Raw genomic sequence first — 18,189 nt, forward strand, 5'->3', positions numbered from 1 at the left:
AGGCCGAGCGCTCAGAGGCCCAGGCGGCGCGGCGAACAGCCCGCCACGCCCACGTCGGGGCTTCGGCCGGCCAACTGATCGGCCAGCAAACGCGCGCTGCCGCAGGCCATGGACCAGCCGGCGTTGCCATGGCCCAGGTTGAGCCAGACGCCGGGCACTTTGCTGGCACCGAGTGCGGGCAGACCGTCGGGCAGGGTGGCTTGTGCGCCATGCCATTCCTGAACGCTGCCTTGGGGTCCGCCCAAGCGCACGGCGCCAGGGAACCAGTCAGACAGCACCGAGTACAGCTGGCGCAAGGTGGCGGCCGAGCGCTGGCCCTCTGGCATGCCAAAGTCGCGGCCGCCGGCCACGCGGATGCGCTGACCCAGGCGCGCGATCGACACCCCGTGCGCCGCGTCCAGCACGGCCGATTGCGGAGCGTCCAGGGGCTCGCGCACGGGTGCACTGAGGGAATGGCTGTGAATGGCCCGCAGGGGCAGGCGCAGGCCCGTGGGCTGTAGCAGCGCGGCGCTGCGCATGCCCGCGCACACGACCACCGCATCGAAACGCCGGGTTTCGAGGGGCGTCTCGGCTTCCAGCGTCTTGCCGCTGCTGGCCAGCCGCAGTTCGACGCCCGGCGCGGCCCGGGCTTCGATGGCCTCGACCTGCGTGTTGAACGCAAACTGACAGCCCAACTGCCGGGCCTGGTCCCGGATGGACAGCGCAAATTCGCGGCAGTTCGCCACCGCTTCACCCATCAGTTCGACCGCGCCGTGAAATGGCGTTTCCGCGCTGATCGCGGGCTCCAGCGCGCGCGCCTGTTCGGCCGCAAGCTCGCGGTGCGGGATGCCGAGATCCTTCATGTGGTCCAGGGCGGTTCGCGCCTGCGCCGCCTGGCGCGCGGTGCGCCAGAGCACCAGCATGCCCTGGCTGCGGTCGTGGTCAAACTCGCGCTCTTCGGTCAGGGACTGCAGCCGTTCCTGGCTGTAGCGCACCAACTGGTGGATCTGCTGATGCCGCGCGGATGGGTAGCCGCCCCGGCCGGCCTGCAGCCACCGCCAAAGCCAGCGCCATTCGCTGCCGCGCGGCAGGTGCGCCAATTTGAGGCCGTCGTTCTGGCTGGACCACGGCAGGCGTATGTGGCGTTCGGGTGTGCTCCAGGGGGCGGTCCAGCCCGCGGCGACCAGCGCGCCGGTGGCAAAGCTGGCTTCTTCGGCAACGGTGCTGTGGCGTTCGAATACCGTGACCTCGTGGCCATCGAGCGCCAGTTCAAAAGCGGTCGTCGTGCCCACGACGCCCGCACCGACCACGGCGACCTTCACGGCCGCCCCCCGCTGGTGGTGGGGCGGGGCGGGATGGGCAAGGCAGTGGGCATGAGGCGCGAAAGTTAGGCGGAGCCATGCCTGTGGTCAGGCACCGTTCCGCCACGGGTGGAGGGGGTGGAAGATCGCTGGACTGCTATAATCGACGGGCTTTGCAGTTGACGGACCCGAATAGCCATTCGGGAAAGACTTAGCAAAGCGAAATCGCAAACCAGCCCAACCGGGTGTCGCCTACAGCATGGGGCCTTCAACGGCTCGCCAATGTCCAGGTGATCGGGGCTGGATTTTAGACTCAACCTCTGGAAAGAAATCTTATGTCTATCTCCATGCGCGAAATGCTGGAAGCCGGTGTCCATTTCGGTCACCAAACCCGCTTCTGGAACCCCAAGATGGCTCCGTACATCTTCGGCCATCGCAACAAGATCCACATCGTCAACCTCGAAAAGACGCTGCCCCTGTTTGAAGAGGCCGCCAAATTCGTGCGCCAGCTCACCGCCAACCGCGGCACCATCCTGATGGTGGGGACCAAGCGCCAGTCGCGCGACATCGTGGCCCAGGAAGCCCGTCGTGCCGGTGTTCCTTTTGTCGACCAGCGCTGGCTCGGCGGCATGCTGACCAACTTCAAGACGGTCAAGACCTCGATCAAGCGTCTCAAGGACATGCAGGCCCAAAAGGAAGCCGGCCTGGACAACATGAGCAAGAAGGAGCAACTGATGTTTGCTCGTGAGATGGAAAAGCTCGAGAAGGACATTGGTGGCATCCAGGACATGGCCGCGCTGCCCGACGCCATCTTCATCATCGACGTGGGCTTCCACAAGATCGCCGTGCTCGAAGCCCAGAAGCTGGGCATTCCGCTCGTGGGCGTGGTCGATACCAACCACTCGCCTGCAGGCATCGACTACGTCATCCCCGGTAACGACGACTCCGCCCGCGCCGTGGCCCTGTATGCACGTGGCATTGCCGACGCCATCATCGAAGGCCGCAGCAACGCGGTGAACGACGTCGTCAAGGCCGTGGCCGCTGAAGGCACCGACGAATTCGTGGAAGTCAAGGAAGGCGCTTCCGCCTGAGTCTGTCTTTCCTCCGAAAGAGGGGCTCTTGTGGCCCCTTTTTTGTAAGAAAAGCAACCGATCATTGAGCATGCCGTGGGCTTCTATCGAGGCGCGGCAGAAAACGGAGAAACAAAAATGGCAATTACCGCAAGCATGGTCGCTGAACTGCGCGCCAAGACCGATGCGCCCATGATGGAGTGCAAGAAGGCGCTGACCGAAGCCGATGGCGACATGGCCAAGGCCGAGGAGTTGCTGCGCGTCAAGCTCGGCACCAAGGCCGGCAAGGCCGCCAGCCGCGTCACCGCCGAAGGCGTTGTCGCCAGCTTCATCCAGGGTGACACCGGCGCCCTGATCGAAGTCAATTGCGAAACCGACTTCGTGACCAAGAACGACAGCTTCCTGGCCCTGGCCAATGCCGCCGCCAAGCTGGTGGCCGAGCAGAACCCGGCCGACCTTGAGGCATTGGGCGCGCTGGCCTACAGCCAGGACGGCTTTGGCCCCACGCTGGAAGATGTGCGCAAGGGTCTGATTGGCAAGATTGGCGAGAACATGAGCTTTCGCCGCTTCAAACGCTACAGCGCAAGTGGCAAGGTGGCCGGCTATCTGCACGGCACCCGTATCGGCGTGCTGGTGGCGTTCGATGGCGACGAGACGGCTGCCAAGGACACGGCGATGCACATCGCTGCCATGAAGCCCGTGGCCCTGACCAGCGCCGATGTGCCTGCCGAGCTGATCGAAAAAGAGCGTTCGGTGGCCACCGCCAAGGCCGCAGAGTCGGGCAAGCCTGCCGACATCGCCGCCAAGATGATCGAAGGCTCGGTGCAGAAGTACCTGAAAGAGGTCTCGCTGTTCAACCAGCCTTTCGTGAAGAACGACAAGCAGACGGTCGAGCAGATGCTCAAGGCCGCTGGCACCACCGTCAAGGGCTTCACGCTCTACGTGGTGGGCGAGGGCATCGAGAAGAAGGTCGACGACTTCGCGGCCGAAGTGGCGGCCCAGGTCGCTGCCGCCAAGGGCGGTTGATCCGTTCAGGCTGATACATCACAACGGGCCGTCAGGCCCGTTGTGCCGTGTGGCCCCCACATTTGTGGGGTGGTCCTCGGCGAGCGGGTGCGATGTCCTCGCTACACTTGCCGGCTGAATCTTTGTTTATCGATATCCTGAAAGTTGACCATGCCAGCCTACAAACGGATTCTGCTGAAACTGTCGGGAGAGGCCCTCATGGGCGATGACGCTTTCGGCATCAACCGGGCCACCATCGTTCGCATGGTGGAGGAAATCGCTGAAGTCACACGCCTGGGCGTCCAGGTGGCCATCGTGATCGGGGGGGGCAATATCTTCCGCGGCGTGGCGGGCGGCTCCGTCGGCATGGACCGCGCCACCGCCGACTACATGGGCATGCTGGCCACTGTGATGAACTCGCTTGCGCTGGCCGACACCATGGAAAAAGCAGGCCTTGTCGCGCGCGTGATGTCGGCCATTGCCATCGAGCAGGTGGTCGAGCCCTATGTGCGTCCCAAGGCACTGCAGTACCTCGAAGAGGGCAAGGTGGTGGTCTTCGCCGCGGGCACCGGCAATCCCTTCTTCACGACCGACACCGCCGCGGCTTTGCGTGGCGCCGAGATCGGCGCCGAGATCGTGCTCAAGGCCACCAAGGTCGATGGCGTCTACACCGCCGATCCGAACAAGGACCCGAAAGCCACCCGCTACGCCACCATCACCTTCGACGAGGCGATGGGCAAGAATCTGCAGGTGATGGACGCCACGGCTTTCGCGCTGTGCCGCGACCAGAAGCTGCCCATCAAGGTGTTCTCCATCTTCAAACCCGGTGCACTGCGCAAGGTGGTGCACGGCGATGACGAAGGAACCCTGGTTCATGTTTGATGCCGTTGGTGGCATCTATTTTTCGTTGCATTGAGGAGTATTCATGAGCACCGAGGACGTCCGAAAAACCGCTGAGCACAAGATGCTTCAATCGGTGGAATCGCTCAAGAACGGGCTGATGAAAGTGCGCACGGGTCGTCCCAACCCGGCGCTGCTGGACACGGTTCACGTTGAGTATTACGGTTCCATGCTGCCGCTGTCGCAGGTGGCCAATCTCACGCTGCTGGACGCGCGCACCATCGGTGTGGCTCCGTGGGAAAAAGGCATGGGCGCGAAGATCGAGAAGGCCATTCGCGAATCCGATCTGGGTTTGAATCCGTCGAGCCAGGGCGACCTGATCCGCGTGCCCATGCCACCCATGACGGAAGAGCGCCGCAAGGAACTGACCAAGGTCGTGCGCGGCGATGGTGAGGCCGCGAAGATCGCCATCCGGAACCTGCGCCGCGATGCGAACGAAGCGGTGAAGAAGCTGGTCAAGGAAAAGCTGGCCTCGGAAGACGACGACCGCCGTTCGCAGGAAGACATCCAGAAGCTCACCGATCGCATGATCGCCGAGGTGGACCGCCTGGTGGCGTCCAAGGAACAGGACATCCTCGCGGTCTGATCTGCCCGCCTGGTCACGCGCTCGCTCCCATGGTTTCAACCGCCTCCTCATCGCTCGCGCCGGCCAAGTTGCCACGGCACGTGGCCATCGTGATGGATGGAAACGGCCGCTGGGCGCAGAAGCGTTGGATGCCTCGCGTGGCGGGGCACAAACAAGGCGTGGAGACCTTGCGCGCCATCGTCCGGGCTTGTATCGAGCGTGGCGTGCCAGCGTTGTCGGTGTTCGCGTTCTCTTCCGAGAACTGGAATCGGCCGGTGGATGAGGTCTCCGGCCTGATGGACCTGCTCGTCCTGGCGCTGTCGCGCGAGGTGCCCAGCTTGGAGAAGAGCGGCGTGCGGCTGCATTTCCCGGGGGATCGCAGCGGTTTGTCGGCGCGGGTGGTGCAAGGTCTGGAAGCGGCGGAGCGCAGCACTGCCCACAACAGCACCCTGGTGCTGAACGTGTGCTTCAACTACGGTGGTCGCTGGGATGTGGTCCAGGCCGCGCGGCGCCTGGCGCAGAAGGGCATCGAGATCACCGAGGAAAGCCTCTCGCAAAGCACCGCCTTGGCGCATGTCGGCGACCCCGACCTGCTGATCCGCACCGGTGGCGAGCTGCGCATCAGCAACTTCCTGCTCTGGCAGTCGGCCTACACGGAACTGGTGTTTACCGATTGCCTGTGGCCCGATTTCGACGCGGCCGAACTGGACCGGGCGTTCGGCGAATTCGCACGGCGTGACCGTCGCTTTGGCCGCACCGCCGAACAGCAGGTGGATGCCCAGCCGGTGGTGGACAAACGGCATGCTTAAGCAGCGGATCATCACGGCGGTGCTGCTGCTGGCGGTTTTGTTGCCCGCCTTGTTCTACCCTTCGATCGAGCTCTTTGCGGCCCTGTCCCTGCTGATGATCGTGGCGGCCGGTTGGGAGTGGGCCCGGCTCAACGCCTGCGGGCCGAAGCTGTCCCTGGGGTTGGGCATCGGCCTGGGCGTTCTGCTGGCGTGCGTCTGGCTCGCCGGTGGCTTGGGCTGGTCGTTGCGCCCGCTTTGGTTGGCGCTGGGCGTGTTGTGGGTCCTCATGGCCGTGGTGATGCTGCGGCGCGGTGTGTCGGGCTGGTCGCGATGGCCCGCCGGACTTCGTGTGTGCATCGGCATGGTGTGGATCGCATGCGCCTGGCTGGCGATGGTGCAGGCGCGCCAGGTCGGCCTGGTTTTTCTGCTGTCGGTGTTGTGCCTGGTCTGGATGGCGGACATCGCGGCCTACTTCGGCGGCAAGGCCTTCGGCAAGCGCAAGCTGGCGCCCGGTATCAGTCCGGGCAAGAGCCAGGAGGGCGCGCTCAGTGGCCTGCTAGGCGTGCTGCTGCTCGCCGCCTGCTGGCTTCTGGTCGACCCTGAAGGCGGCAGCCTGTATGCCCGGCTCTGGGCCGATGGTCCCGCCTGGGCTGTCGCAGGTGTGGTGTTCCTGGTCGCCATGAGCGTGGCCGGCGATCTGGTGGAGTCCCTGGTCAAGCGCAGTGCCGGCGCCAAGGATTCCAGCCAGTTGTTGCCCGGCCATGGGGGCGTGCTGGACCGGGTGGATGCGCTCTTGCCGGTGTTGCCGCTGGCCATGATGCTCATCACAATTTGAAACCATGACCCACCGTCCCCAAGCCATCACCGTTCTGGGTTCCACCGGCTCCATCGGTACCAGCACCCTGGATGTCATCGCACGCCATGCGGCGCACTACAGCGTGTTCGCGCTGACCGCCGCGACCCAGGTGGATGCGATCTTCGCCCAATGCCAGCAGTTCCAGCCGCGTTATGCCGTGATGGCCAGCCCGGCACACGCACAAGAACTCGCGCTGCGCGTGCGTGGGGCGGGCTTGAAGGTGGAGGTGTTGTCGGGCCCGAAGGCTCTGTGTGATGTAAGCGAAGCGCCCGAGGTGGACGCGGTGATGGCGGCCATCGTCGGCGCCGCCGGCCTGGCGCCCTGCCTGGCTGCGGCGCGGGCCGGCAAGAAGGTGCTGCTGGCCAACAAGGAAGCGCTGGTGGTCGGTGGCGAGTTGTTCATGCAAGCGGTGCGCCAGGGCGGGGCCACGTTGCTGCCGATCGACAGCGAACACTCGGCGGTGTTCCAGTCCTTGCCCGATGACCCGAGCACCTGGTCGCGCCGGGTGGAAAAGATCGTGCTCACCGCCTCGGGCGGGCCGTTTCGCGACCGCGATCCCGATACCCTGCGCGAAGCCACGCCGGAGCAGGCCTGCGCCCACCCGAACTGGGTCATGGGCCGCAAGATTTCCGTCGATTCGGCCACGATGATGAACAAGGCCCTGGAGGTCATCGAAGCCAGCTACCTCTTTGGCATGCCAGGCGAGCAGATCGAGGTCGTGATCCATCCCCAGAGCGTGATCCACTCGATGGTGCAATACACCGACCGTTCCGTGGTGGCACAACTCGGCACACCGGACATGCGCGGTCCGATCGCGTATGGCCTGTCATGGCCCGAGCGCATCGTCTCGGGCGCGGCGGCACTGGACTTTGCCAAGCTAGGGTCTCTGAGTTTCGAAGAGCCCGACGGGCGGCGCTTTCCCGGCTTGCGCCTGGCCTGGGATGCCTTGGGTGGGCCTGCGGGCACCACCGCCGTCCTGAACGCGGCCAATGAGGTGGCGGTGGACGCGTTTCTGGGCCGGCGCTTGCGCTTCGACCAGATTCACGCGGTCAACCATGCAACTTTGCAGGCTGTGAGCCCCTCCAAACCCGGCAGCCTCGAAGACCTCCTGGCCATCGATGGACAAGCGCGCACGCGGGCGCTGGCCGAGGTGGGCCGCCTGGCGGTCTGACCGGTCCGCTGGCGGCCGAGGCGGGCGATTCATCGTTTCCAATCGGGTTTCTCATGCTCACTCTTGTTGCTTTCGTGGTGGCCCTGGGCCTGTTGATCGCCGTGCACGAGTACGGCCATTACCGTGTGGCCGTCGCCTGCGGCGTGAAGGTGCTGCGCTTCTCGGTGGGATTCGGCAAACCCTTGCTGCGCTGGAAGAAGAAGGGCAGCCCGACCGAATTCGTTCTCTGCGCGCTGCCCTTGGGGGGTTACGTGCGCATGCTCGACGAACGCGAGGCGCCCGTGGACGAGGCCGAGCGGCACCTGGCCTTCAACACCCAGCCCCTGCGCTCGCGCGCCGCCATCGTCGCCGCAGGCCCCGCGGCCAACCTGTTGCTGGCCATTGCGATCTATGCGTTGGTGAACTGGACGGGTGTGGACGGGCCCAAGCCCATTCTGGCCACGCCCGTGGCCGGGTCGGTGGCCGAACGCGCGGGCTTGCAGGGGGGTGATTGGGTTGCCGAGGTGGCGACCAACGACACCGAGCCGCGTGCTGTGGCTTCGTTCGAGGATCTGCGTTGGCGCCTGACGCAGGCCGCGCTCTCCAGCGAGGACGTGACCTTGTGGGTCGCTTCGCAGGAGGGCGGGGCGACCCGTCCCGTCCGCCTGGCGCTGAGCGAACTCGATGTGCGCGAGGCGGACGCCACGCTGTTTCGCCACATCGGCATCCAGGCGCCCTGGAGCGCACCGGTCGTGGGGGAGGTCATGAACGGCGGTGCCGCAGCGGCTGCGGGCCTGCGCGAGGGCGACGTGGTGCGCCGCGTCGACGACCAGCCCGTGGGCGATGGACAAGGCTTGCGCACCCGCATCCGCGCGGCGAGCGGACCTGCGGGTGAGCCGGTCGAGCAGCGCTGGGAAATCGCGCGCGATGGCCAGACCATGGTGCTGGCGGTCCGGCCCGTGCCCGAGCAGCAGGCGGGCGTGTGGGTGGGTCGCGTGGGCGCCTACATCGGCGCATTGCCCGCGATGACGACCGTGCGCCTGGGCCCGGTGGAGGGTCTGGTGAAAGGCGTGGAGCGAACCTGGGAAGTCTCCTGGCTCACGCTCAAGATGATGGGGCGCATGCTCATTGGCGAGGCCTCGGTCAAGAACCTCAGCGGGCCGCTCACGATTGCCGACTACGCGGGCAAGTCGGCCAGTCTTGGTATCACGTCTTACCTGCTGTTTCTGGCGCTCATCAGTGTGAGTCTGGGCGTGCTGAATCTGCTGCCGCTGCCGGTCCTCGATGGTGGGCACCTGATGTATTATCTTTGGGAGGCTGTGACTGGGCGCAGCGTGTCTGATGCCTGGATGGAGCGCCTGCAGCGAGGGGGTGTCATGGTTCTCATGGCACTCATGTTCGTCGCCTTGTTCAACGATGTGGCCCGCCTGGCTGGCTGAACGCTTCCTTTCCATGAAAAAAAACTCTTTCGGTCTTCGCGGCCTGACCCTTTCTGCGCTCGCGACGGCCTTGTTGGCGGCCCTTCCGGCTTGGGCCGTTGATCCGTTCACCCTGCGCGACATCCGCGTCGAAGGCCTGCAGCGCGTTGAACCCGGTACGGTATTCGCGTCCTTGCCTTTCCGCATCGGCGACCAGTACAACGACGACCAGGGCTCGACCGCGATCCGCTCTCTCTTTGCACTAGGCCTGTTCAGCGATGTGCGCTTGCAGATCAATGGCGATGTGCTGGTCGTGATCGTGGAGGAGCGGCCGACCGTGGCCGACATTGGCTTCACCGGTATCAAGGAATTCGATGAAGAGGTGCTGAAAAAAGCGCTGCGCGACATCGGCCTGACCGAAGGCCGGCCGTTCGACAAGGCCTTGGCCGACCGCGCCGAGCAGGAACTCAAGCGCCAGTACATCAACCGCAGCATGTACGCAGCCCAGGTGGTGACCACGGTCACGCCGGGCGAGCGCAACCGGGTCAACCTGAATTTCAGCGTGGTCGAGGGCGATATCGCCAAGATCCGCGAAATCCGCATCGTGGGCAACCAGGCGTTCTCCGAGTCGACGCTGCGCAACCTGTTCGACCTCGACACCGGCGGTTGGCTCAGCTGGTACACCAAGTCCGACCGCTATTCGCGCGCCAAGCTCAACGCCGACCTCGAAACCCTGCGCTCGTACTACCTCTCGCGCGGCTATCTCGAATTCCGCATCGACTCCACCCAGGTCGCCATCTCGCCCGACAAGCAGGACATGTCGGTCACCGTCAACGTCACCGAAGGCGATCGCTACGTGGTCAAGTCGGTGGCATTGGAAGGCGAGTACCTCGGACGAGAACAAGAGTTCAAGTCCTTGGTGACCATGCGCGCGGGCCAGGCCTACAACGCCGAAGACGAAACCAGCACGGTCAAGGCCTTCACCGACTATTTCGGTGCCTTTGGTTATGCCTTTGCGCAGGTCGAGCCCACGCGGGATATCGACCGCGCCAACAAGCAAGTGTCCTTCGTGATCCGTTCCCAGCCGGCGCGCCGTGTGTACGTGCGGCGTATCAACGTCGAAGGCAACAACCGCACGCGCGACGAAGTCATCCGCCGCGAGTTCCGCCAGCTCGAATCGGCCTGGTACGACAGCGACCGCATCCGGCTTTCGCGCGACCGTGTGGACCGTCTGGGTTTCTTCACTTCGGTGGAGGTCGATACGCAACCCGTGCCGGGCACGCCCGATCAGGTGGACATGACCATCACGGTGGCGGAGAAGCCCACCGGCAACCTGACCCTGGGCGCAGGCTACTCGCAGGCCGAAAAGCTGTCGCTCATTGCTGGTATCCGGCAAGAGAACGTGTTCGGCTCCGGCAACTACCTGGGCATCGACGTCAACACCAGCGACTACAACCGCCAGGTGGTTGTGAGCACCGTGGACCCCTATTTCACCGCCGATGGCATTTCGCGCGCCATTGACGTCTACTACCGAACCACGACGCCGTACTCGCAACAAGGGGGTGACTACCGCCTGGTCACGCCTGGTGCGACCATCAAGTTCGGTGTGCCGTTCAGCGAGCAGGACACGGTGTTCTTCGGTATCGGTGTCGAGCAGACCCGCATCGAGCCGGGCACCGGTCTGCCGGACGCGTACGACCAGTACCGCAACGACTTTGGCGAAACGAGCCGCTCGATTCCGCTGACGCTGGGCTGGTCTCGCGACGGGCGCGACAGTGCCTTGGTGCCCACGCAAGGCCGTTTGCAACGCTTCAACACCGAGTGGGGCGTGGCGGGCGATACCCGCTACATCAAGGCCAATTACCAGTTCCAGCAGTACTTCCCGCTGACCAAGCAGTACACGCTGGCTTTCAATGGCGAGATCGGCTATGGCAAGGGACTGGGAGGGCGCCCGTACCCGCTGTTCAAGAACTTCTACGGCGGTGGCCTGGGTTCGGTGCGCGGCTTCGACCAAGGTACCCTGGGTCCCACCTCGCTCATTCGCACGGGGGTGTCCGCCGGCGAGCAGGTCAATATCGGTGGCAACCGCAGCCTGGCGCTCAGTGCCGAATTCATTACACCGTTCCCGGGTGCGGGGAACGACCGTACGCTGCGCATGTTCGGCTTTGTGGACGTGGGCAACGTGTACGGCGAAAATGACACCCGTCCCAACGCGCGCGACCTGCGCGCTTCCGTGGGGGTCGGCTTGAGCTGGATCTCGCCCGTTGGCCCCTTGCGCTTCGCTCTGGCACACCCTATCCGGAAATTCCCGAACGATAGAATCCAGAAATTCCAGTTTCAGATCGGAACCTCCTTTTGATGAAGACTTTTTACCGAATCCTCAACCGTCACCTCGTGGTGGCAGCGGGCCTGAGCCTGTTGGCCCTGACCGCGACCGCGCAGGACCTGCGCATCGGTGCTGTGAACCTGGAGCGCATCCTTCGGGAAGCGAATCTCGCCAAGGCGGCGCAGACGAAACTCGAGCGGGAGTTCTCCGCGAAGGAAAAAGAAGTTCAGGGTCTCGCGGCACAGATCAAGTCCGCCTCGGAGAAGTTCGAGCGCGAAGCACCCACATTGCCGGAGGCACAACGCAACGCGCGCCAGCGCCAACTGGTTGACCAGGACCGCGAGTTCCAGCGCAAGCAACGCGAATTCCAGGAAGACCTCGCCCTGCGCAAGAACGAAGAATTGCAGACCGTCGTGGACCGCGCCAACCGCGTGATCAAGCAACTGGCGGAGTCGGAGAAGTACGACTTCATCATCCAGGAAGCGGTGTACATCAACCCCAAGCACGACATCACCGACAAGGTGCTCAGCGGCTTGAACAGCGGCAAGTAAGCCGCTCGGAGCCGCACACGTGTCGAGGCCCCTGGGCGAGGTGGTGGATGCCCTGGGCGGCACGAGGCACGGTTCGCCAGACCTGTTGATCCTTCGCCTGGCCCCCGTGGCCTCGGCGGTGCCGGGCGATCTGGCCTTCGTGGCCCAGGCGCGGTATGCCAGCCAGATCGAAACCACGGGCGCCAGTGTCCTGATCGTGCCGCCTGCCTTGCAGGAACAGGCGCTCGCGCGCGGAGCCTGTATCGTCACGGACGACCCCTATCTCTACTTCGCCAGGCTGACGCAATGGTGGCGCCAGCAGCACAACCCGCTGCCGCCACCCTTTGTCGATCCTCTGGCCAGCATCCACCCGTCTGCGCGCTTGGAAGAGGGGGTCAGTGTCGGGCCGTTTGCCGTGATCGGACCCGACGTGCATCTGGCGCGAGGTGCGCGTATCGGCGCGCACACCGTGTTGGGGGCGGGCGTGCAAGTCGGGCGGGACACGATGCTGCATCCCCGGGTCACCATCGGCGAGCGCTGTGTGCTCGGTGAGCGCTGTACCGTGCACCCGGGGGCGGTGATCGGTGCCGATGGCTTCGGCTTCGCACCGCACGCGGGCGAGTGGGTCAAGATCGAGCAACTCGGCTCGGTGCTCATCGGCAACGATGTCGACATCGGCGCCAACACCTGCATCGACCGTGGCGCCCTGGGCGACACGGTCATCGAAGACGGCGTCAAGCTCGACAACCTCATCCAGATCGGCCACAACGTGCGCATCGGCAAGCACACCGCCATGGCCGGATGTGCGGCGGTGGCCGGCAGTGCCACGATCGGCGCGCATTGCACGCTGGGTGGCCGGGCATCGGTGCTGGGGCATCTCACGTTGGCCGATGGCGTTCATGTGTCTGCGCTGTCCAACGTCACGCGCTCCCTGCACAAGCCGGGCCACTACACCGGCTTCTTTCCCATCGACGACAATGCGAGCTGGGAAAAGAACGCCGCTTCCCTCAAGCAACTCAATCGCCTGCGCGAGCGCCTCAAGGCCGTGGAGCAGGCGATGGAGCAAGCCCTCAAAAACAATTCAAAGCCATGATGGACATCCACCAAATTCTCAAGCAGTTGCCACACCGTTACCCGTTTCTGATGGTGGACCGTGTGCTGGAGTTGGACAAGGGAAAGAGCATCAAGGCCTTGAAGAACGTGAGCATCAACGAGCCGTTCTTCGGCGGGCATTTCCCGCACCGTCCGGTGATGCCGGGTGTGCTCATGCTCGAAGCCATGGCACAGGCGGCCGCCTTGCTGGCATTCGACACCATGGGGGCATCGCCCGACGACAACACCGTCTACTACTTCGCCGGCATCGATGGTGCGCGCTTCAAGCGCCCGGTCGAGCCGGGCGACCAGTTGGTCATGGATGTCACGCTGGACCGCATGAAGGCGGGCATTTTCAAGTTCAAGGGCGTCACCCGCGTGGGCGACCAGGTGGCGTGCGAAGCCGAGCTGATGTGCACCGTGCGCTCCATCGCCTGAGCATGCTGGAGGGCGTCTCGTGTCTCTGATCCATTCCACTGCCTTGGTGGACCCGTCTGCCGAGCTCGACAGCTCGGTCGGTGTCGGCCCCTATACCGTCATCGGACCCCATGTGAAGATCGGTGCGGGCACCACCGTCGGCGCGCATTGCGTGATCGAAGGCCACACCACCATCGGGCGCGACAACCGCATTTTCCAGTTCAATTCGCTGGGCGCGGTTCCGCAAGACAAGAAATACGCCGGTGAGCCTTGCGAACTGGTGATCGGGGACCGCAACACCATCCGCGAGTTCTGCACCTTCAACATCGGCTCGCCCGCGGACCGCGCCGTGACCCAGGTCGGCAACGACAACTGGATCATGGCTTACGTGCACCTGGCCCACGATTGCGTGGTGGGCAACCACACGATCTTCGCCAACAACTCGCAGTTGGCCGGCCACGTGGTGGTCGACGACTGGGTGATCCTCGGTGGCTTCACCGTGGTGCACCAGTTCGTGCGGATCGGGGCACACGCCATGACGGCCATGTGTGCCTTGTTGTTCGCCGATCTGCCCCCGTTTGTCATGTGCCAGGGCCAGCCCGCACAGGCGCGTTCCATGAACTTCGAAGGCCTGCGCCGTCGCGGCTTTTCGCCCGAGCGCATCGCGGCTGTGAAGGCCATGCACAAGGCGCTCTACCGGGATGACCTCAAGCTCGAACAGGCGGTGGAGCGCATCCGCGGCCTGACCGACAAGACGCCCGAGGCCGCGCCCGACGTGGCCATGATGCTGGACTTTCTCGGGCAGGTGTCGCCCCAGCGCGGCATCGTCCGCTGAGGCGTCCTCATGGAGCTTTCAAAACGTTTTGCCCTGGTGGCGGGCGAGACGTCGGGCGACCTGCTGGCGGGTTTGCTGTTGGGCGGCGTGCGGCAGCGCTGGCCCGATCTGCAGTCGTTCGGCATTGGCGGCCCACAGATGGCCGCGCAGGGCTTTCAAGCATTGTGGCCGAGCGAGAAGCTGGCGGTACGCGGTTATGTGGAGGTATTGCGCCACTACCGCGAGATCGTGAACATCCGCGCGCAATTGCAGCAGCGTCTGTTGACCTCGCAGCGGCCCGACGTCTTCATCGGCGTGGACGCGCCCGATTTCAACCTCGACCTGGAAGCGAACCTCAAGGCCGGCGGCGTGCGCACCGTGCATTTCGTGTGCCCTTCCATCTGGGCCTGGCGCGCGGAGCGGGTAGAGAAAATTCGCCGCAGCGCCGACCACGTGCTGTGCATCTTCCCCTTCGAACCGGCCTTGCTCGCTCAGCACGGCATTGCCGCCACCTACGTGGGGCACCCGCTGGCCAACGTGATCCCGCTGGTGCCGGACCGCGCCGCGGCGCGTGCCCAGCTCGGTCTGGCCGAGGACGACACGGTGGTCGCCATTCTGCCGGGCAGCCGCGCCTCCGAGGTGAAGTACCACGCGCGGGCGTTCTTCGAGGCCGCAGCGCTGCTGTCGCGCGCCCGCCCGGGCATGCGTTTCGTGGTGCCCGCGGTGCCGGCGTTGCGGGCGAGCATCGAGGCCACGGCCCGGGCCGTGGGACTGGGCGATGCGCTCAGCGTGCTGCCCGGCCAATCGCACACCGCGCTGGCCGCCTGCGATGTGACCCTGATCGCCAGTGGCACGGCCACGCTCGAAGCCGCGCTGTTCAAGCGCCCGATGGTGATCGCCTACGGCATGAACTGGGTGACGTACCAGATCATGCGGCGCAAGCATTTGCAGCCCTGGATCGGCTTGCCCAACATCCTGTGCGCAGACTTCGTCGTGCCCGAACTGGTGCAGCATGCCATGACACCGCAAGCCCTGTCGCAGGCGGTGCTGGACTGGCTGGACGCGCCAGCGAGAATGGAGGCCCTGGGGCAGCGGTTCACCGAGCTGCACCACACGCTGCAAAGAGACACCGCTCAATTGGCCGCCGATGCGATCGAAAAAGTTCTTGAGAGCTGAACAGGCGCGCCTGGCCTGGGATGTGCCTGGGCTGTTGGCCGGCGTGGATGAGGCCGGGCGTGGGCCGCTCGCAGGGCCGGTTGTGGCCGCGGCGGTCATCCTCGACGAGCGGGTGCGCATCAAGGGATTGGCCGATTCCAAGCAGCTCACCGAAGCCCGGCGAGAGCGCCTGTACGACGAGATCTGTGCCACCGCGCTGTGCTGCAGTGTGGCGCAGGCGAGCGTGGAAGAAATCGACCAGCTCAATATCCTGCAGGCCACCATGCTGGCTATGCGCCGGGCTGTGCTCGGCCTGCGGCTCAAGCCCAACAAGGTGCTGGTGGATGGCAACCGACTGCCTTCGCTGGACGTGCTGGCAGAGGCGATCGTCTCGGGCGATGCGCTCGTGCCCTCGATTTCGGCGGCATCCATTCTGGCCAAGGTCACCCGGGATCGCCTCCTGCGCGAGTTGCACCTGCAGCACCCCGAGTACGGTTTCGATCGCCACAAAGGCTACGGCACGGAACAGCACATGCAGGCACTGAAAACCCATGGAGCACTCGCCGTGCACCGCCGCTCGTTTGCGCCGGTGGCGCGCGCGCTCATGGTGGTGGCGCCCGGTGCCGACCACTGCCCCGAACCCGACGCCACGCCGTGACCGCCACGCCCCAAGCAATCACCTCGCGCGACAACCCCTTGCTCAAGCGCCTGCGGTTGCTGGCGCACGACAGCAGCGCCTATCGCAAACTGGGACAGGTGTGGCTGGAGGGAGACCATCTCTGCCGCGCCTTGCTGGCGCGCGGCCAACGGCCGGTGACGGCGGTGTTCACCGAATCGTTCTGGCCCCAGGCACCGCACGACCTGCGCGATGCGGCGGACCATGTGGTCACGCTGCCCGATGCGCTCATGGCGGGCATCAGCGGACTGGAGTCGCCCGCCGGGGTGGGCTTCGTGTGGCGCCTGCCCGACGCGGGGTCGGTGCAGGCGGGCATGACCACGGTCGTGCTCGACCGCTTGCAGGACGCGGGCAACGTGGGATCCATCTTGCGCAGCGCGGGCGCCTTCGGATTCCATCAGGTGTTGGCGGTGAAGGGCACGGCGGCGTTGTGGTCGCCCAAGGTGGTGCGCGCCGGCATGGGCGCGCACTTCGGACTGCGCCTGGTGGAGGGCCTCGCGCCGGCCGACGTGGCCGCGCTCGGGGTGCCGGTGATCGTCACCAGTTCGCACCGCGGTCACTGGTTGCACCAGGCGCGCTTGCCCTGGCCTTGCGCCTGGGTGTTGGGGCATGAGGGGCAGGGCGTGAGCCCGGCATTGGAGGCGCTGGCCACCCATGCGGTGCGCATTGCGCAGCCCGGCGGCGAAGAGTCCCTCAACGTGGCCGCGGCGGCGGCGATTTGCTTGCACGCAAGTGGCGCGTCACAGGCTGCAAGCGGGCCGGGCGGCGGCGGTCAGACGCTATAATTCCGGGGTTTACCCGCAATCGGCGCAATCCCTGCGCGCCCCGGCTTTTCACCCCAGGTTTTTCACGCTGTTTTCGGCTCCGACGCCTGTCGGCGCGAGGCAGATGCGAGGCCTGCGCGGCACCTGCCGCCGGCGCGAGGATGTTGCAGCCCCCACTCTGGAGAATTCCGTGCTTCCCGTCCACCCGAAAGCCCTTCTCGCGCTCGCCGACGGCACGGTCTTTACAGGCATTTCCATTGGTGCCGCCGGCCAGACCACGGGCGAGGTCGTGTTCAACACCTCGCTCACCGGCTACCAGGAAATCCTCACCGATCCCAGCTATTGCCAGCAGATCGTCACGTTGACGTATCCGCACATTGGCAACACCGGCACCAATGCCGAAGACGTGGAGGCCCAGCGCGTCCACGCCGCCGGCCTGATCATCAAAGACCTGCCCCTGCTGGCTTCCAACTTCCGCAGCAACGAAACGCTTTCGCAGTACCTGCAGCGCGAAAACACGGTCGCCATTGCCGACCTCGACACCCGCGCGCTCACGCGCCGACTGCGCACACACGGCTCGCAAAACGGCTGCATCCTCGCGCTGCCCGCGGGCGAAACCATCACCGATGCCCACCGCGCCACTGCCTTGGCTGCTGCGAAAGCCGCGCCCAACATGGCGGGCACCGATCTGGCCAAGGTGGTTTCAGCCTCTGCACCGTATTCCTGGACCCAGACCGAGTGGCAACTCGGTTTTGGCTACGGCGAACAGATTGCGCCGCGCTTCCATGTGGTCGCCTACGACTTCGGCGTGAAGTACAACATCCTGCGCATGCTCGCGCAACGCGGTTGCAAAATCACCGTGGTGCCGGCGCAAACACCTGCGTCCGACGTCTTCAAGCTCAAGCCCAACGGCGTGTTCCTGTCCAACGGCCCGGGCGATCCCGAGCCGTGCGACTACGCGATCGCGGCTACGCGCGAGATCATCGAGTCCGGCATGCCGACCTTCGGTATCTGCCTGGGGCACCAGATCCTGGCCTTGGCCAGCGGCGCCAAGACCTTCAAGATGAGTTTCGGCCACCACGGCGCGAACCACCCGGTGAAGGACCTCGACAACGGCCGCGTCAGCATCACCAGCCAGAACCACGGCTTTGCCGTGGACGAGAAATCGCTGCCGCCCACGCTGCGCGCCACGCACGTGAGCCTGTTCGACGGCACGCTGCAAGGCCTGGCCCGCACCGACAAGCCGGCCTTCTGCTTCCAGGGCCATCCCGAGGCCTCGCCCGGCCCGCACGACATCGGCTATCTGTTCGACCGCTTCATCGACCTGATGCAGGCCCGCGTGCCCGCCGCCACCGCCTGAGCCGACGCACACCCCTAGCGAAC

The 18,189-nt window shown here is 65.2% G+C and carries 18 protein-coding genes; 17 read left to right on the top strand and 1 reads right to left on the bottom strand.

All coding sequences use genetic code 11. The features are described from left to right. Positions 1-11: 11 nt before the first annotated feature. Positions 12-1,301 carry an FAD-dependent oxidoreductase gene (locus tag F9K07_RS13100; protein WP_159593736.1) on the bottom strand — a complete coding sequence of 430 codons (1,290 nt, stop codon included), beginning with the start codon at positions 1,299-1,301 and terminating at the stop codon, positions 12-14. A gap of 314 nt (positions 1,302-1,615) precedes the next feature. Here F9K07_RS13100 and rpsB point away from each other — a divergent pair, with 314 nt between their 5' ends. From rpsB to carA, 17 genes are all read left to right on the top strand, one after another. After that, positions 1,616-2,371, top strand: coding sequence for a 30S ribosomal protein S2 (gene rpsB, locus F9K07_RS13105; RefSeq protein ID WP_159593738.1), 756 nt, complete (start codon positions 1,616-1,618; stop codon positions 2,369-2,371). 117 nt (positions 2,372-2,488) lie between these two features. Then, a complete protein-coding gene (gene tsf, locus F9K07_RS13110; RefSeq protein ID WP_159593740.1) occupies positions 2,489-3,376 on the top strand; it encodes a translation elongation factor Ts in 888 nt (295 codons plus the stop codon). A 150-nt stretch (positions 3,377-3,526) separates the two neighbouring features. Beyond that, positions 3,527-4,237, top strand: a complete 711-nt coding sequence (gene pyrH / locus F9K07_RS13115) for a UMP kinase (protein ID WP_159593742.1) — start codon at positions 3,527-3,529, stop codon at positions 4,235-4,237. A 43-nt stretch (positions 4,238-4,280) separates the two neighbouring features. After that, a complete protein-coding gene (gene frr / locus F9K07_RS13120) occupies positions 4,281-4,841 on the top strand; it encodes a ribosome recycling factor (protein ID WP_159593744.1) in 561 nt (186 codons plus the stop codon). Positions 4,842-4,870: 29 nt separating this feature from the next. Further along, a complete protein-coding gene (uppS, locus tag F9K07_RS13125; RefSeq protein ID WP_159593746.1) occupies positions 4,871-5,629 on the top strand; it encodes a polyprenyl diphosphate synthase in 759 nt (252 codons plus the stop codon). Beyond that, the gene (locus F9K07_RS13130; protein ID WP_159593748.1) at positions 5,622-6,443 is read left to right on the top strand and encodes a phosphatidate cytidylyltransferase; all 822 of its coding nucleotides are present in this window, start codon (positions 5,622-5,624) and stop codon (positions 6,441-6,443) included. Before uppS ends, F9K07_RS13130 begins: the two co-directional genes overlap by 8 nt. A gap of 4 nt (positions 6,444-6,447) precedes the next feature. Beyond that, positions 6,448-7,635 (top strand): 1-deoxy-D-xylulose-5-phosphate reductoisomerase, encoded by a 1,188-nt coding sequence (ispC, locus tag F9K07_RS13135; RefSeq protein ID WP_159593750.1) that lies wholly within the window; start codon positions 6,448-6,450, stop codon positions 7,633-7,635. A 53-nt stretch (positions 7,636-7,688) separates the two neighbouring features. Further along, on the top strand, positions 7,689-9,053 hold the full coding sequence (gene rseP / locus F9K07_RS13140) for an RIP metalloprotease RseP (RefSeq protein ID WP_159593752.1): 1,365 nt from the start codon (positions 7,689-7,691) through the stop codon (positions 9,051-9,053). A 13-nt stretch (positions 9,054-9,066) separates the two neighbouring features. Then, entirely contained in the window at positions 9,067-11,391 is a 2,325-nt protein-coding gene (gene bamA / locus F9K07_RS13145) for an outer membrane protein assembly factor BamA (RefSeq protein WP_159593754.1), read from the top strand. Then, positions 11,391-11,909: an OmpH family outer membrane protein gene (locus F9K07_RS13150; RefSeq protein WP_159593756.1), complete on the top strand. Its 519-nt coding sequence runs from the start codon at positions 11,391-11,393 to the stop codon at positions 11,907-11,909. Before bamA ends, F9K07_RS13150 begins: the two co-directional genes overlap by 1 nt. A 19-nt stretch (positions 11,910-11,928) precedes the next feature. Continuing rightward, positions 11,929-12,981: a UDP-3-O-(3-hydroxymyristoyl)glucosamine N-acyltransferase gene (gene lpxD / locus F9K07_RS13155; protein ID WP_159593758.1), complete on the top strand. Its 1,053-nt coding sequence runs from the start codon at positions 11,929-11,931 to the stop codon at positions 12,979-12,981. Next, positions 12,978-13,418: a 3-hydroxyacyl-ACP dehydratase FabZ gene (fabZ, locus tag F9K07_RS13160; protein WP_159593760.1), complete on the top strand. Its 441-nt coding sequence runs from the start codon at positions 12,978-12,980 to the stop codon at positions 13,416-13,418. Before lpxD ends, fabZ begins: the two co-directional genes overlap by 4 nt. 19 nt (positions 13,419-13,437) lie before the next feature. Further along, on the top strand, positions 13,438-14,232 hold the full coding sequence (gene lpxA, locus F9K07_RS13165; protein ID WP_159593762.1) for an acyl-ACP--UDP-N-acetylglucosamine O-acyltransferase: 795 nt from the start codon (positions 13,438-13,440) through the stop codon (positions 14,230-14,232). A 9-nt stretch (positions 14,233-14,241) separates the two neighbouring features. Then, positions 14,242-15,387: a lipid-A-disaccharide synthase gene (gene lpxB, locus F9K07_RS13170; RefSeq protein WP_201451551.1), complete on the top strand. Its 1,146-nt coding sequence runs from the start codon at positions 14,242-14,244 to the stop codon at positions 15,385-15,387. Further along, positions 15,359-16,024, top strand: a complete 666-nt coding sequence (gene rnhB, locus F9K07_RS13175) for a ribonuclease HII (RefSeq protein ID WP_159593764.1) — start codon at positions 15,359-15,361, stop codon at positions 16,022-16,024. Before lpxB ends, rnhB begins: the two co-directional genes overlap by 29 nt. Then, positions 16,021-16,827 (top strand): TrmH family RNA methyltransferase, encoded by an 807-nt coding sequence (locus F9K07_RS13180; protein WP_159593766.1) that lies wholly within the window; start codon positions 16,021-16,023, stop codon positions 16,825-16,827. The genes rnhB and F9K07_RS13180 overlap by 4 nt, the downstream gene beginning before the upstream one ends. Before the next feature lie 169 nt (positions 16,828-16,996). Further along, complete coding sequence (carA, locus tag F9K07_RS13185; RefSeq protein WP_236581946.1) at positions 16,997-18,166, top strand: glutamine-hydrolyzing carbamoyl-phosphate synthase small subunit; 1,170 nt, start codon at positions 16,997-16,999, stop codon at positions 18,164-18,166. The last annotated feature ends 23 nt before the right edge of the window (positions 18,167-18,189 follow it).

Source organism: Hydrogenophaga sp. BPS33 (assembly GCF_009859475.1).
Classification (GTDB): domain Bacteria; phylum Pseudomonadota; class Gammaproteobacteria; order Burkholderiales; family Burkholderiaceae_C; genus Hydrogenophaga.

Bases quoted from the DNA above. Each gene is read 5' to 3' on its own strand.
- rpsB (WP_159593738.1), top strand. From the start codon at position 1,616: ATGTCTATCTCCATGCGCGAAATGCTGGAAGCCGGTGTCCATTTCGGT.
- tsf (WP_159593740.1), top strand. From the start codon at position 2,489: ATGGCAATTACCGCAAGCATGGTCGCTGAACTGCGCGCCAAGACCGAT.
- pyrH (WP_159593742.1), top strand. From the start codon at position 3,527: ATGCCAGCCTACAAACGGATTCTGCTGAAACTGTCGGGAGAGGCCCTC.
- frr (WP_159593744.1), top strand. From the start codon at position 4,281: ATGAGCACCGAGGACGTCCGAAAAACCGCTGAGCACAAGATGCTTCAA.
- uppS (WP_159593746.1), top strand. From the start codon at position 4,871: ATGGTTTCAACCGCCTCCTCATCGCTCGCGCCGGCCAAGTTGCCACGG.
- F9K07_RS13130 (WP_159593748.1), top strand. From the start codon at position 5,622: ATGCTTAAGCAGCGGATCATCACGGCGGTGCTGCTGCTGGCGGTTTTG.
- ispC (WP_159593750.1), top strand. From the start codon at position 6,448: ATGACCCACCGTCCCCAAGCCATCACCGTTCTGGGTTCCACCGGCTCC.
- rseP (WP_159593752.1), top strand. From the start codon at position 7,689: ATGCTCACTCTTGTTGCTTTCGTGGTGGCCCTGGGCCTGTTGATCGCC.
- bamA (WP_159593754.1), top strand. From the start codon at position 9,067: ATGAAAAAAAACTCTTTCGGTCTTCGCGGCCTGACCCTTTCTGCGCTC.
- F9K07_RS13150 (WP_159593756.1), top strand. From the start codon at position 11,391: ATGAAGACTTTTTACCGAATCCTCAACCGTCACCTCGTGGTGGCAGCG.
- fabZ (WP_159593760.1), top strand. From the start codon at position 12,978: ATGATGGACATCCACCAAATTCTCAAGCAGTTGCCACACCGTTACCCG.
- lpxB (WP_201451551.1), top strand. From the start codon at position 14,242: ATGGAGCTTTCAAAACGTTTTGCCCTGGTGGCGGGCGAGACGTCGGGC.
- rnhB (WP_159593764.1), top strand. From the start codon at position 15,359: ATGCGATCGAAAAAGTTCTTGAGAGCTGAACAGGCGCGCCTGGCCTGG.